At 60.5% G+C, this 13,865-nt stretch carries 10 protein-coding genes; 5 read left to right on the top strand and 5 right to left on the bottom strand.

The window, feature by feature from the left end; genetic code table 11:
• Positions 1 to 246 precede the first annotated feature (246 nt).
• The 3 genes from ICA16_RS17670 (at position 247) to ICA16_RS17660 (ending at position 6,987) form a co-directional block, all read left to right on the top strand.
• On the top strand, positions 247 to 3,522 hold the full coding sequence (locus ICA16_RS17670) for a transglutaminase family protein (RefSeq protein WP_210701154.1): 3,276 nt from the start codon (positions 247 to 249) through the stop codon (positions 3,520 to 3,522).
• Between the two features lie 88 nt (positions 3,523 to 3,610).
• The gene (locus ICA16_RS17665) at positions 3,611 to 6,097 is read left to right on the top strand and encodes a circularly permuted type 2 ATP-grasp protein (protein WP_210701153.1); all 2,487 of its coding nucleotides are present in this window, start codon (positions 3,611 to 3,613) and stop codon (positions 6,095 to 6,097) included.
• The gene (locus ICA16_RS17660; RefSeq protein ID WP_210701152.1) at positions 6,097 to 6,987 is read left to right on the top strand and encodes a transglutaminase family protein; all 891 of its coding nucleotides are present in this window, start codon (positions 6,097 to 6,099) and stop codon (positions 6,985 to 6,987) included. The genes ICA16_RS17665 and ICA16_RS17660 overlap by 1 nt, the downstream gene beginning before the upstream one ends.
• Positions 6,988 to 7,169: 182 nt before the next feature.
• Here ICA16_RS17660 and ICA16_RS17655 read toward each other — a convergent pair whose 3' ends face one another.
• The gene (locus tag ICA16_RS17655; protein WP_150617990.1) at positions 7,170 to 7,367 is read right to left on the bottom strand and encodes a hypothetical protein; all 198 of its coding nucleotides are present in this window, start codon (positions 7,365 to 7,367) and stop codon (positions 7,170 to 7,172) included.
• Positions 7,368 to 7,435: 68 nt separating this feature from the next.
• Entirely contained in the window at positions 7,436 to 8,023 is a 588-nt protein-coding gene (locus ICA16_RS17650) for an LOG family protein (RefSeq protein ID WP_150602617.1), read from the bottom strand.
• A 344-nt stretch (positions 8,024 to 8,367) separates the two neighbouring features.
• On the opposite strand from ICA16_RS17650, the gene azu reads away from it, so the two are divergent.
• Positions 8,368 to 8,814, top strand: a complete 447-nt coding sequence (gene azu / locus ICA16_RS17645) for an azurin (protein WP_042557408.1) — start codon at positions 8,368 to 8,370, stop codon at positions 8,812 to 8,814.
• A gap of 211 nt (positions 8,815 to 9,025) precedes the next feature.
• Here the strand turns inward: azu and nadE are convergent, their stop codons facing one another.
• The 3 genes from nadE to ICA16_RS17630 all read right to left on the bottom strand — a co-directional run bounded on the left by nadE (position 9,026) and on the right by ICA16_RS17630 (position 12,202).
• Entirely contained in the window at positions 9,026 to 9,853 is an 828-nt protein-coding gene (gene nadE, locus ICA16_RS17640; RefSeq protein WP_150602616.1) for an ammonia-dependent NAD(+) synthetase, read from the bottom strand.
• A gap of 4 nt (positions 9,854 to 9,857) precedes the next feature.
• Positions 9,858 to 11,081 (bottom strand): nicotinate phosphoribosyltransferase, encoded by a 1,224-nt coding sequence (pncB, locus tag ICA16_RS17635; RefSeq protein WP_210701151.1) that lies wholly within the window; start codon positions 11,079 to 11,081, stop codon positions 9,858 to 9,860.
• Positions 11,082 to 11,302: 221 nt separating this feature from the next.
• The gene (locus ICA16_RS17630; RefSeq protein ID WP_150602614.1) at positions 11,303 to 12,202 is read right to left on the bottom strand and encodes a LysR family transcriptional regulator; all 900 of its coding nucleotides are present in this window, start codon (positions 12,200 to 12,202) and stop codon (positions 11,303 to 11,305) included.
• A gap of 163 nt (positions 12,203 to 12,365) precedes the next feature.
• Here ICA16_RS17630 and amaB point away from each other — a divergent pair, with 163 nt between their 5' ends.
• Complete coding sequence (gene amaB, locus ICA16_RS17625; RefSeq protein WP_042557412.1) at positions 12,366 to 13,856, top strand: L-piperidine-6-carboxylate dehydrogenase; 1,491 nt, start codon at positions 12,366 to 12,368, stop codon at positions 13,854 to 13,856.
• Positions 13,857 to 13,865: the final 9 nt, after the last annotated feature.

The following is a 13,865-nucleotide window of genomic DNA, read 5'->3' as shown; positions in this document are numbered from 1 at the left end:
TTGAGTCAAAAGATCGCAGCCTGCGGCAGCTTCTACAGTGGGATTCGCGTTTCCCTGCAGGAGCTGCCGCAGGCTGCGATCTTTTGATCTTCGCCACAATTAGGCGCAACTTCGCCAAACCATTTCCTCGCATCGCCCGATTTTGGTGCTGTACTGCCCTGAGCATTCCGCAAAAGCGCCCGAGCCTGTGCATGGCATAAGTCTTGCGCGCTTTCGAATACGCTTAGGGCTCGCAGGAGGCACGCCGTGTCGATTCATGTCGCATTGCATCACGTCACACATTACCGCTACGACCGCGCTGTCGAACTCGGCCCGCAGATCGTTCGCCTGCGCCCGGCTGCCCACAGCCGCACGCGGATTCTCTCGTATGCGCTGAAAGTCTCGCCCGAGCAGCACTTCATCAACTGGCAGCAGGACCCACAGGGCAACTACCTCGCCCGGTTGGTGTTCCCGGAGAAAACCGACGAACTGCGCATTGAAGTCGACCTGTTGGCGGAAATGGCGGTGTTCAACCCGTTCGACTTCTTCCTCGAACCCTACGCCGAGAAAATCCCCTTCGCCTATGCCGCCGATGAGCGCAAGGAGTTGGCGCCGTACCTCGAAACCTTGCCGCTGACGCCGGCATTCAAAGCCTATCTCGACGGCATCGACCGTACGCCGCTGCCCGCTGTGGACTTTCTGGTCGCGATTAACCAGCGTCTGAGCGAAGACATCAATTACCTGATTCGCATGGAGCCGGGCGTGCAAACCCCGGAGCACACCCTCGAACAGGCCTCTGGATCGTGCCGCGACTCTGCATGGCTGCTGGTGCAATTGCTGCGCAACCTCGGACTGGCGGCGCGGTTTGTCTCCGGTTACCTGATTCAACTGACCGCCGACGTGAAAAGTCTCGACGGGCCATCCGGCACCGAGGTGGATTTCACCGATCTGCATGCCTGGTGCGAAGTGTATTTGCCGGGCGCCGGCTGGATCGGCCTCGATGCCACGTCAGGGCTGTTCGCCGGTGAAGGGCATATCCCGTTGGCCTGTAGTCCCGATCCGTCCTCGGCGGCACCGATCAGCGGCATGGTCGAACCCTGCGAGACGCAGTTCAGCCACGAAATGTCGGTTGAGCGAATCTGGGAAGCGCCAAGGGTCACCAAGCCCTACACCGACGAGCAATGGCTGGCGATTCAGGCGCTGGGCCGGCAGATCGATGCCGACCTGCTGGAGGGCGACGTGCGCCTGACCATGGGCGGCGAACCGACCTTCGTTTCCATCGATGACCCGGACGGCGCCGAATGGAACACCGCCGCTCTCGGCGAGGACAAGCGTCGGCTCTCCGCCGAGTTGTTCCAGCGCATGCGCAAGCATTACGCGCCGAAAGGTCTGGTGCATTTCGGCCAGGGCAAGTGGTACCCCGGTGAGCAACTGCCGCGCTGGTCGCTCAATTGCTATTGGCGCCGCGACGGTGTGGCGATCTGGCAAAACGACGCGCTAATCGCCGACGAGCAGCAGGATTACCGCGCCGATGGTGAACTCGCCGGGCGCTTTCTGGCGAGTGTCGCCGAACGCCTGAAAATTCCCACGCGATTTGTGTTCCCGGCCTACGAGGACAATTTCTATTACCTCTGGCGTGAAGGAACTTTGCCGAGCAACGTCAGCGCCGAAGACTCGCGTCTGGAAGAACCGCTGGAGCGTGCGCGGCTGCGCAAAGTCTTCAATCAGGGACTCGATAAAGTCATCGGCCAGGTACTGCCGCTGGCGCGTACCGCCAAGGGCGATCAATGGCAGAGCGGGCGCTGGTATCTGCGCGATGAACATTGCCGGCTGGTGCCGGGCGACTCGCCGCTGGGCTATCGTTTGCCGTTGGGTGCGCAGCCTTGGGTGAAAGCGGCCGAGTATCCGTTTATCCATCCGCAGGACCCAAACCAGGACTTCCCGGAGCTACCGCAGACTGCGCAACTCAACAGTCACGGCGAACCGGCCACGGCTGACGAGCGCCAACCGAAAATCGACGAATCCGCCGACTGGCTGACCCGCACCGCGTTCTGCGCTGAAGCACGAGAAGGGCGCTTGTACCTGTTCATGCCGCCGCTGGAGCGGGTCGAGGACTATCTGGAGTTGGTCGCAGCCATCGAAGCCACCGCCGAAGAGCTGCACTGCCCGGTGCTGCTGGAGGGCTACGAGCCGCCGAGCGATCCGCGCCTGAGCAATTTCCGCATCACCCCGGACCCGGGCGTGATCGAGGTCAACGTGCAGCCGTCGGCGACCTGGGACGAGTTGGTCGAGCGCACCGAGTTTCTCTATGAAGAAGCGCGGCAAACCCGACTGACCACCGAAAAATTCATGATCGACGGGCGCCATACCGGCACTGGCGGCGGCAACCACTTCGTCCTCGGTGGCGCGACGCCGGCCGATTCGCCGTTTCTGCGGCGTCCGGATCTGCTGCGCAGCCTGATCAGCTACTGGCACAACCATCCGTCGCTGTCCTATCTGTTTTCCGGCTTGTTCATCGGTCCGACGTCCCAGGCGCCGCGAGTCGATGAGGCGCGTAACGACGCCTTGTATGAACTGGAAATTGCCTTCGCGCAGATGCCGGAGCCGGGCGAGGAGTGCGCGCCGTGGCTGGTGGATCGATTGCTGCGCAACTTGCTGATCGATGTCACCGGCAACACCCATCGCGCAGAGTTCTGCATCGACAAGCTCTATTCACCGGACGGCGCCACCGGGCGCCTCGGCTTGCTGGAGCTGCGCGCCTTTGAAATGCCGCCGCACGCGCGCATGAGCCTGGCCCAGCAATTGTTACTGCGGGCGCTGGTCGCACGTTTCTGGCGCGAGCCGTATGCGCCGCCGAAACTGGCGCGCTGGGGCACTGAACTGCACGATCGGTTCCTGTTGCCGCACTTCATCGAACAGGATTTCGCCGACGTCATTGTTGAACTCAACAGTGCCGGTTATCCGCTGCGGGCCGAGTGGTTCGCGGCGCATCTGGAGTTTCGTTTTCCCAAGGTTGGCGATTACGCGGTCAACGGTATCGAACTGGAACTGCGTCAGGCCCTTGAGCCGTGGCATGTGCTGGGTGAAGAGGGCACGGCGGGCGGCACGGTACGTTACGTCGATTCATCGTTGGAGCGCTTGCAGGTCAAGCTCAAAGGCCTGCCACCGCAACGCTACCTGCTGACCTGCAACGGCATCGCGGTGCCATTGCATCCGACCGGGCGAGTCGGCGAGTTTGTCGCGGGTGTGCGTTATCGCGCCTGGCAACCGGCCAACTGCCTGCAACCGAATATCCCGGTGCACGCGCCGCTGGTGTTCGACTTGCTCGATACGTGGATGGCGCGCTCGCTGGGCGGCTGCCAGTACCACGTGGCGCATCCGGGTGGGCGCAATTACGAGACGCTACCGGTCAACGCCAACGAAGCGGAGAGCCGGCGCATGGCGCGTTTCTTCCGCATCGGACATACGCCGGGGAAACTTCCTATACCGAATGTGGAAATAAACGACGAGCTACCGATGACAATCGATTTGCGCCGTTTCTGAATCGTACGCAGCGCCCGGATTTTTCGTCTATCCGGGCGTCATCTGCCTGCGTTAGTCTGACCTTTCCTTGCTGTCTGCCGAGCTTTCCATGCCTGACCTGCTAGACCGCTACCCGCTGACGGCGGGCACTTATCACGAACTGCTGGATGCCAGCGGTGCGGTGCGCCCGCATTGGCAACGGCTGTTCGACCAATTGCAGCGCAGCACACCGGCGCAACTGGTGCAGCGGCAGGCATTGCTGGCCCGGCAGATTCAGGAAAACGGCGTCACCTACAACGTCTATGCCGATCCCAAAGGCGCGGATCGTCCATGGGAGCTGGACTTGCTGCCGCATGTGATTGCGGCGGATGAGTGGCAGCAATTGTCGGCCGGGATCAGCCAGCGAGCACGATTGCTCAATGCCGTGCTGGCCGATTTGTATGGGCCTCAGCGCTTGATCAGCGAAGGTTTGCTGCCGGCGGAGCTGGTATTCGGCCACAACAATTTTCTCTGGCCGTGTCAGGGCATTGTGCCGCCGGACAGTGCTTTTCTGCATCTATACGCGGTTGATCTGGCGCGCACGCCGGACGGGCGCTGGTGGGTGACGGCAGATCGCACGCAGGCACCTTCGGGTGCCGGTTACGCCTTGGAAAACCGCACCATCGTGTCCCGCGCCTTCCCCGAGTTGTACCGTGATCTGAAGGTGCAGCATCTGGCCGGTTTCTTCCGTACGTTGCAGGAAACACTGGCCCGCCAGGCGCCCACTGATGACGAGGCGCCGCTGGTGGTGTTGCTGACGCCGGGGCGGTTCAACGAAAGCTATTTCGAACACCTCTATCTGGCGCGTCAGCTCGGTTATCCATTGGTGGAGGGCGGCGACCTCACAGTGCGCGATGCCACCGTCTACCTGAAAACCCTCAGCGGCTTGCGCCGGGTGCACGCGATCATGCGGCGGCTCGACGACGACTTCTGCGATCCGCTGGAGCTGCGCACGGACTCGGCACTCGGCGTTCCCGGTCTGCTTGAGGCGGTGCGACAGGGGCGGGTGCTGGTCGCCAATGCGCTGGGCAGCGGCGTGCTGGAGTCGCCGGGTTTGCTGGGTTTTCTGCCGAGGATCAACCAATTCCTGTTTGGCGAAGAACTGATCCTGCCGTCCATCGCAACGTGGTGGTGCGGTGAAGCGCCGGTGTTGGCCCAGGCGCTGGAAAAACTCCCTGAACTGTTGATAAAACCGGCCTTTCCTTCACAAAGCTTCGCGCCGGTATTTGGCCGCGATCTGAGTGAAAAGCAGCGCCAATCCCTCGCGGAGCGCATGCAGGCGCGCCCTTACGCCTATGTTGCGCAAGAATTGGCGCAGCTCTCCCAGGCGCCAATCTGGCAAGCCGAAGACGGTCAGTTGCAACCCCGGGCGATCGGTATGCGTGTGTACGCGGCGGCCAGCCGTGACGGCTATCGAGTGCTACCGGGCGGGCTGACCCGGGTGGCGGCCGAGGCTGACGCCGAAGTGGTGTCGATGCAGCGCGGCGGGGCGAGCAAGGACACCTGGGTGCTGGGTGATCGTCCGCCGAGCGGCGAACAGTGGAAGACCCAGCGCAACGTCGGCGTGCACGATCTGGTCAGGCGTGATCCTTATCTGCCGTCGCGGGTGGTGGAAAACCTGTTCTGGTTCGGCCGTTACTGCGAGCGTTGCGACGACAGTGCGCGGCTGCTGCGAATCATGCTCGCGCGGTATGTCGACGGCGACGACCCGCAAGCGCTGCAAGCCGCGGTCGATCTCGGCGAGCGACTGTCGCTGTTGCCGGACGAAGGTGAACTACCGGAGCGTTTGCTGGCTGCGCTGCTCGGCGAAGACTGGTCGTTCAGCCTGCGCTCCAACCTGCAACGCTTGCAGTGGGCGGCTTCGCAGGTGCGCGGCAAGCTCTCACGGGAAAACTGGCAGGCGCTGGTCGAGTTGCAGCGTGAAGCGCTGGAGCTGGAGACCGACGAGCCGGATTTTGGCGAGTTGCTGGATTTTCTCAACCGTCTGGTGATGTCGCTGGCAGCGCTGTCAGGTTTCGCGTTGGACGACATGACCCGAGACGAAGGCTGGCGCTTCCTGATGATCGGCCGGCGTATCGAACGGCTGCAATTCCTCAGCAGCAGTCTGGCGGGGTTTCTGCGTGGCGCCGGTGCGTTCGATCAGGCCGGGCTTGAGTGGTTGCTGGAATTAGGCAACAGCAGCATCACTTACCGCTCACGTTATCTGGCGGTGGCGCAGTTGATCCCGGTGCTCGACCTGCTGTTGCTCGATGAACAGAACCCACACGCGGTGTTGTTCCAGTTGAAACTGGTGACTCGCACGTTGAAACGCCTGAACGATGATTTCGGTGTGCCACGCGAGGCCGGACTGCCGCAACTGGTCGAACGATTGGCACGATTTGATCTGGGCTGTCTGGAGAACCCGCTGTTCGGTGAATCCAGCGTACGCGCAGCGCTCGATGGTCTGGCGGATCTGCTGCAAGAGATCGCCGAAGCCAGCGGGCAAGTCTCGGATCGACTGGCCCTGCGCCATTTCGCCCATGTCGATGATGTCAGCCAGCGCACGGTGTCCGTCTGATGAGCGCGCATTACCAGATCTTCCACGACACCTGTTATCACTACGACAGCCCGGTCTCGCTGGCGCAGCAGTTGGCACACCTGTGGCCGCGTGAGTGCAGTTGGCAGCGCTGCACTGAACAACAATTGCTGATCAGCCCACAACCATCGGCACGACGCGATGAGCTGGATGTGTTCGGCAATCCGCTGACGCGGCTGGCGTTTGAGCGACCGCACGATGAGTTGCAGGTCAACGCCCGGCTTACCGTTGAAGTGCTGGCGCGACCGTCGCTCGATTTCAATCAGTCTCCGGCGTGGGAGCTGACGCGCAATGCACTGACCTACAGCAGCCAGCCACTACCTGCCGAATTGCTTGAGGCTTGCCGTTATCGTTTCCAGTCACCGTACGTGCATTTGAAACGCAGTTTCGTCGAGTTCTCGCACAGCTGTTTTCCACCGGGTCAGCCGTTGCTGTTGGGCGTGCAGGCCTTGATGCAGAAGATTTTCAGTGAATTCACCTTTGATGCCGAAGCTACCCAAGTGGCGACGCCGCTCGTGGAAGTGCTTGAGCGCCGTCGTGGGGTCTGTCAGGACTTCGCGCACCTGATGCTGGCCTGTGTACGCTCAAGAGGCCTGGCGGCACGTTATATCAGCGGCTACCTGCTGACTCAGCCGCCACCAGGGCAGCCACGGTTGATCGGCGCCGATGCGTCGCATGCCTGGGTTTCGGTGTTTTGTCCGGTGCTGGGCTGGGTGGATTTTGATCCGACCAACAATGTGCAGCCGGCGCTGGAGCACATCACTTTGGCATGGGGACGGGATTTTTCTGATGTGTCGCCGTTGCGCGGGGTGATTCTGGGCGGGGGAAGCCATGATCCGGAAGTGCGGGTCACGGTGATGCCAGTCGAGTAAGGACGTTTTATTGTGGGGAGCTTTTGTGGCGAGGGGATTTATCCCCGTTCGGCTGCGAAGCAGTCGCCCAGTCCAGACAACTCAATCGGATTGGCGGGACGCAGGGGGGCCGCTTCGCGACCCAACGGGGATAAATCCCCTCGCCACAGATCGCTCCCTGAGGGAGCGGATCAAGCAATCAATCAGGCGTCAGGCGCCTGCTCTTTCGGTGCATCTGCTTGTGTTTCTGCATCTACAGCGTCGTCTGTCGCCACTTCACCGTCAGGGTTCAGTGCCGCTTCTTCAGCTACTTGTTTCTTGCGCTGAAGCTTTTCCTCTTTCTTCTTTTCCTTTTCCAGGTCTCGTTGACGTTTGGCGAAGGAGTAATTGGGTTTGGCCATGGGCGATCCTCTTGGGTCGAAGGTGAGGTTGAGCGGCGCATATTCTGCCCTGTATCGGTGCCCGGCAGTTAGCCGGGTTTTTGGTCGACCCACTTTGGCGTGACGGTCGGCTTCCAGTTATCCAGGGCGTCGAGCAGCGTTTGCGGCGATTCGCTCACTTGCAGCATGTCACGGTGTGGCCCGCGAACGAAGCCTTCGCCGACGATATGGTCAAGAAAAGCAGTGAGTTTGCTGTAGAAACCGTTCACTTCCAGCAGGCCCAACGGCTTGCCGTGGTAGCCGAGCTGGCCCCAGGTCCAGACTTCGAACAGTTCTTCCAGGGTGCCGAGGCCACCGGGCAGCGCGATAAATGCATCGCTGAGTTCGGCCATCCGCGCCTTGCGGGCGTGCATGCCGTCGACCACTTCCAGACGCGTCAGGCTTTTGTGACCGATTTCCTTGTCCATCAGGCTCTGCGGGATGATGCCGATCACCTCGCCACCGGCGGCCAGTGCGGCATCGGCAACGATGCCCATCAAACCGACGGCGCCGCCGCCATAGACCAGCGTCAACTTGCGCTCGGCCAATGCGCGACCAAGGGCCACGGCGGCTTCGGTATAGGCTGGGTCAGTGCCGGCGTTGGCACCGCAAAATACACAAACGGATGTGAGAGACATGCCTTTCTCCGGTATCGAATCAGTCGCACAGGGTACTGGCTGGCACGCCTCGATCCAAGGTTTAGAGTTCGCGCTCCGGTGATTCAAAGGTACCGCTGGCGCCACAGGCATAGGCGGCGAGCAAGCTGCACAACAGGCCGTTAAAGATCATGACAGACGCTCCGTTTCAGTGAGATGCGCCGATCATAGGTTCAGCCGGATGATCTGGCCGTTAGATTGTGTCGATGAGTGTCATAGCCTGAAAGTTGTATACAATTTTTGACTCAAGTCATAGGAACTTGCGAAGATTTCAGGCAGTCTTTCAACCATTAGTGTTTTTGTTAACCCTGCCTTGGAGATTCACCATGTTTTCCAAAGTTGTTGCGGTATCCCTGCTGGCGCTGGCCAGCAGCCAATTGATGGCTGCCGAGTGCAAAACCACCGTTGACTCCACCGACCAGATGTCCTTCAACACCAAGGCCATCGAAATCGACAAGAGCTGCAAGACCTTCACCATCGAACTGACCCACTCCGGCAGCCTGCCGAAGAACGTCATGGGCCATAACCTGGTGATCAGCAAAGAAGCTGACATGCAGCCGATCGCTACCGATGGCCTGGCCGCCGGCATCGACAAGAACTACCTGAAGGACGGTGATGCACGCGTCATCGCTCACACCAAAATCATCGGCGCCAAGGAAACCGACTCGGTGACCTTCGATGTGTCGAAGCTCAATGCCAGCGAGAAATACGGCTTCTTCTGCTCGTTCCCTGGCCACATCTCGATGATGAAAGGCACTGTGACCCTGAAGTAATCATTCAGGCACAAAAAAAGCGTCCCGCGAGGGACGCTTTTTTTTGCTCTTGTGTAGGAGCTGCCGAAGGCTGCGATCTTTTGATCTTGTTTGTTGGAAGCAAAATCAAAAGATCGCAGCCTCGTTTCACTCGACAGCTCCTACAGCGATCACAACGATCACAGCGATCACAGCGGATCGCTGGGATCTCAGACGTTCAAGGCGCTGCTTATCACGGCGCGAACGGCATCACGCGTTTGTGATGGGTCTTGTTGTACGTATCAACAATGATCTTGAACGCCTCTTCACGCAGCGGCTCGCCGTGCAGGAACGCGTCGATCTCGGTGTAGGTCACGCCATGGGACGCTTCGTCCGGTTTGCCCGGCGACAGGTCTTCGAGGTCCGCCGTCGGGACTTTCTCGACCAGCGACTCCGGCGCGCCGAAGCTGCGGGCAATCGCCCGTACCTGGTTTTTCACCAGACCGCTGAGTGGGGCGAGGTCACAGGCGCCGTCGCCGAACTTGGTGAAAAACCCCATCACCGCTTCCGCTGCATGGTCGGTACCGATCACCAGACCACCCGCCGCGCCAGCAATCGTGTACTGCGCAACCATGCGCATCCGCGCCTTGGTGTTACCGAGCACGAAATCCACTGACGCCGCGTGCTTGCCTTCGAACGCCGCGACTTCACTGGCCAGCGCTTTCACCGCCGGGCCGATGTTGACGGTGTGGCGTTCGTCCGGATTGATGAAATCCACCGAAGCCTGAGCGTCGTGCTCGTCGAACTGTGTTTCATACGGCAGGCGTACGGCGATGAATTTGTACGCATTGTCGCCGCTACGTTCGCGCAATTCACCCATCGCGCGCTGGGCCAGAAGCCCGGCTGTCAGCGAGTCGACGCCGCCGCTGATGCCCAACACCAACGTCTTGAGCCCGGAATTGACCAGGCAGTCCTGAATAAAGGTAATGCGCCGGGCGACTTCGGCTTGCAGGGCCTGGTGGTCAGCAAACGGCGGTTGCACCTTGAGCTGTTCAGCAATCTCACGCTGTACGGCTTGCATGAATTCACTCCTTGCTAGATAGACTGGAATCGGCAGGAACCTGGAAAACGTGTCGCAAATAGGCGACAAAATTCGGATCTTTGCAGTGGGTCTTGCCTGGCTCGTCGGAGATCTTCGCCACCGGTTGGCCGTTGCAGGCGGTCATTTTAAGCACGATGCTCATCGGTTCGACACCCGGAATGTCACAGGTCAGGTTAGTGCCGATGCCGAAGCTCACGTTGATCCGCTCGTGCAGCGCGCGGAATATCTCCAGCGACTTGGGTAATGTCAGGCTGTCGGAGAACACCAGCGTCTTGCTCATCGGGTCGATGCCGAGCTTGTGATAGTGGGCGATGCATTTTTCGCCCCATGCCACAGGATCCCCGGAATCGTGGCGCAAGCCGTCGAAAAGCTTGGCAAAGAACAGGTCGAAATCGCCGAGGAAAGCATCGGTGGTGATGCAATCGGTGAGGGCGATCCCGAGCAATCCCCGGTACTCGCGGACCCAGCAATCGAGGGCGGCGATCTGGCTGTCGATCAACCTTGGGCCGAGTTGCTGGTGCGCCATGATCCATTCATGGGCCATGGTGCCCAGCGGTTTCATGTCCAGTTCGCGAGACAGGTGGACATTGCTGGTGCCGACGAATCGGCCGGGGAAATCGTGCTTGAGCACGTTCACCACTTCTTCCTGTACTCGGTAGGAAAACCGCCGACGGGTGCCGAAATCGGCGACCTGCAATTGCGATAGTTCATCGGCCGAAGCATTGGCGGTCAGCCAGTCGAACTTGCGATAGAGCTGTTCTCGCGCCTGTTCGAGCACGGTTTCGCGGTAGCGATAGCGGTTGCGCACTTCGCTGACGATGGCCAGCAGCGGCACTTCGTAGAGGATCACATGCAGCCACGGCCCGCGCAGGCGGATAAACAGTTCGCCGTTTTCGATGCCGGTGTGCAAGTAGCGCAGATTGAAGCGGAACAAGCCGAGGAAGCGCAGGAAATCCGGTTTCAGGAAACTGATGCGCTCCAGAAAACTCAGTTGATCGGCGCTCAGGCTCAGTTCGGCCAGACGCTCGATCTGAAAGCGGATCTCGGCCAGATACGGACGCAAGTCCTCACTGTTACGGCAACGAAACTCCCATTCGACTTCGACGTTGGGGTAGTTGTGCAGCACCGCCTGCATCATCGTCAGCTTGTAGAAGTCGGTGTCGAGCAGGTTCTGCACGATGCGATCGGCAAACACACTCTCGCTCATAACGGGGTCTCCAGGTGCGCCGCGCCGTGGCGCGGTCTCGAACAATGGCGCTAGTGGCGCATATCAGCGGTGGGGATTGCCAGCGATTTCTATTCTGAGTGAGGTCAATTGTGGCGAGGGGATTTATCCCCGACCGGCTGCGAAGCAGTCGTCGCTCTTGAAATTTTGGGGCCGCTGCGCGACCCATCGGGGATAAATCCCCTCGCCACAAGGGGCTGATTTCAGCCTGGATTGTCGATCTGCTCCAGCATCCATTTCACAAAATCCCTCACCTTGGGCACTTCCGCAGAATGTTCCGGGTAGGCCAGGTAGTAGGCGTCGGTGCTGGGCATTGCATGCTGCCAGGGAATGACCAGTTTGCCGTCGGCCAATTCCTCTTCCACCAGAAACCGTGGCAGCAGCGCTACACCGCAGCCGACCTGTGCGGCGCGGATGCACATATAAAAGGTTTCAAAACGCGGGCCGTGGTAGCTATGTTCGGTCTGGTAACCCTGACTGTCGAACCAGTCGTGCCAGGCCTGTGGCCGTGAAGCGTTCTGCAGCAGCACCAGGTCGGTGAGTTGCGTCGGATCAGTGAAAGGCTTGTCGGGCAAGCTGCCGGGCGCGCACACCGGCACAAGCTCTTCGCCGAACAGCTTCAGGCATTCAGTGCCGGGGCGTGAACCCTGGCCGAAATAGAACGCCAGATCGCTGCGCCCTTGCAGCAAATCGTCGGCCTCCTGCTCGTTGCACATGTCGAGATGGATCGACGGATGGCGCAAGCGCCAGCCTTTCAGGCGTGGCACCAGCCAGCGGGCGCCGAAGGTCGAAGGCGTGGAGACGCGCAGGACTTCGGTCTCGCCGCCGTAGGAACGCAGGTAGTGGGTCGACATCTCTACCTGCGTGAGGATTTTTCTGACTTCCACCAGATACAAATCCCCGGCCGGGGTCATCTGCAAACGCCGGCGTATCCGGCGGAACAACAAGTGCTGCAACAATTCCTCTAGTTGCGCGACCTGTTTGCTGACGGCGCTTTGAGTGAGGTTCAGTTCCTCGGCGGCCCGGGTGAAACTCAGGTGCCGGGTCACGGCCTCGAAGCACTGCAATGCGGTGATCGAAGGCAAGTGGCGTTTGTTCAGCATGGCCGATCCTTTTCTTGTCTTTCTATGCGCAGCATGAATAAACGGAATGATATCTCGCGTAAAGGTCGTTTGTTGCCTCGCCGTACTGACGCTACAACTAAAGGCCTGCCCGGTCGTGAAAAACCGACCGCACACATTCAGTTTTTTGCTTGAGGAGTGACCCATGGTTGCCGCATTGCTTGATCGTCTTGGTGTGAACCCGGCCCTTTATCAGAACGGCAAAGTGCCGGTGCATTCGCCGATCGACGGCAGCCGCATTGCCGCCGTGAACTGGGAAGGCCCGGCCGAAGTCGAGCAGCACATCAGTCGCGCAGATCATGCGTTCGAAGCGTGGCGCAAGGTGCCGGCCCCGCGCCGCGGCGAACTGGTGCGCCAATTCGGTGAAGTGTTGCGCGAGTACAAAGCCGATCTCGGCGAACTGGTGTCGTGGGAGGCGGGCAAGATCACCCAGGAAGGCTTGGGTGAAGTGCAGGAGATGATCGACATCTGCGACTTCGCCGTCGGTCTGTCCCGCCAACTGTACGGCTTGACCATCGCCTCCGAGCGCCCGGGCCACCACATGCGTGAAACCTGGCATCCACTGGGCGTGGTCGGCGTCATCAGCGCCTTTAACTTCCCGGTTGCCGTGTGGGCGTGGAACACCACGCTGGCACTGGTCTGCGGCAACCCGGTGGTGTGGAAACCCTCGGAGAAAACCCCGCTGACGGCGTTGGCCTGTCAGGCGCTGTTTGATCGCGTGGTGAAGAATTTCAGCGATGCTCCGGCGAGTCTCTGCCAAGTAATCATCGGTGGCCGTGACGCCGGTGAGGCGTTGGTCGATGACCCGCGTGTGGCGCTGATCAGTGCGACCGGCAGCACCCGCATGGGCCGCGAAGTGGCGCCGAAGGTCGCCGCGCGTTTCGCCCGCAGCATTCTCGAACTGGGCGGCAACAACGCAATGATCCTCGGTCCAAGTGCCGATCTCGACATGGCCGTGCGCGCAATCCTGTTCAGCGCGGTCGGCACTGCTGGCCAGCGTTGCACCACCCTGCGTCGCTTGATTGCCCACGAGTCGGTGAAGGAAGAAATCGTCACTCGCCTCAAGGCTGCGTACGCGAAAGTGCGTATCGGCCATCCGCTGGAAGGCAATCTGATCGGCCCGCTGATCGATAAACACAGCTTCGAAAACATGCAGGATGCGCTGGAGCAGGCGTTGAGCGAGGGCGGCCGGGTGTTCGGCGGCAAGCGTCAATTGCAGGATCAATTCCCCAACGCTTACTACGTCTCGCCAGCGATTGTTGAAATGCCGGAGCAGAGCGATGTGGTCTGCAGCGAAACCTTCGCGCCGATCCTGTACGTGGTTGGCTATAGCGATTTCGAGGAAGCGCTGCGCCTGAACAACGCTGTGCCGCAAGGCCTGTCATCGTGCATTTTCACCACGGATGTGCGCGAGGCCGAACGGTTCATGTCGGCGGTCGGCAGCGACTGTGGCATCGCCAACGTCAATATCGGCCCGAGCGGCGCGGAAATCGGCGGCGCGTTTGGTGGCGAGAAGGAGACCGGAGGCGGTCGTGAGTCGGGCTCCGATGCCTGGCGCGGGTACATGCGCCGCCAGACCAACACCGTCAACTACTCGCTGGAGTTGCCGCTGGCGCAGGGCATTACGTTCGACTGAGGATCGAGG

The sequence above is a fragment of the Pseudomonas anatoliensis genome (assembly GCF_017976235.1).
In the GTDB taxonomy this organism is placed as follows: domain Bacteria; phylum Pseudomonadota; class Gammaproteobacteria; order Pseudomonadales; family Pseudomonadaceae; genus Aquipseudomonas; species Aquipseudomonas anatoliensis.
The sequence above is the reverse complement of the archived record's forward strand: the minus strand, read 5'-3'. Positions and strand labels throughout refer to the sequence as shown.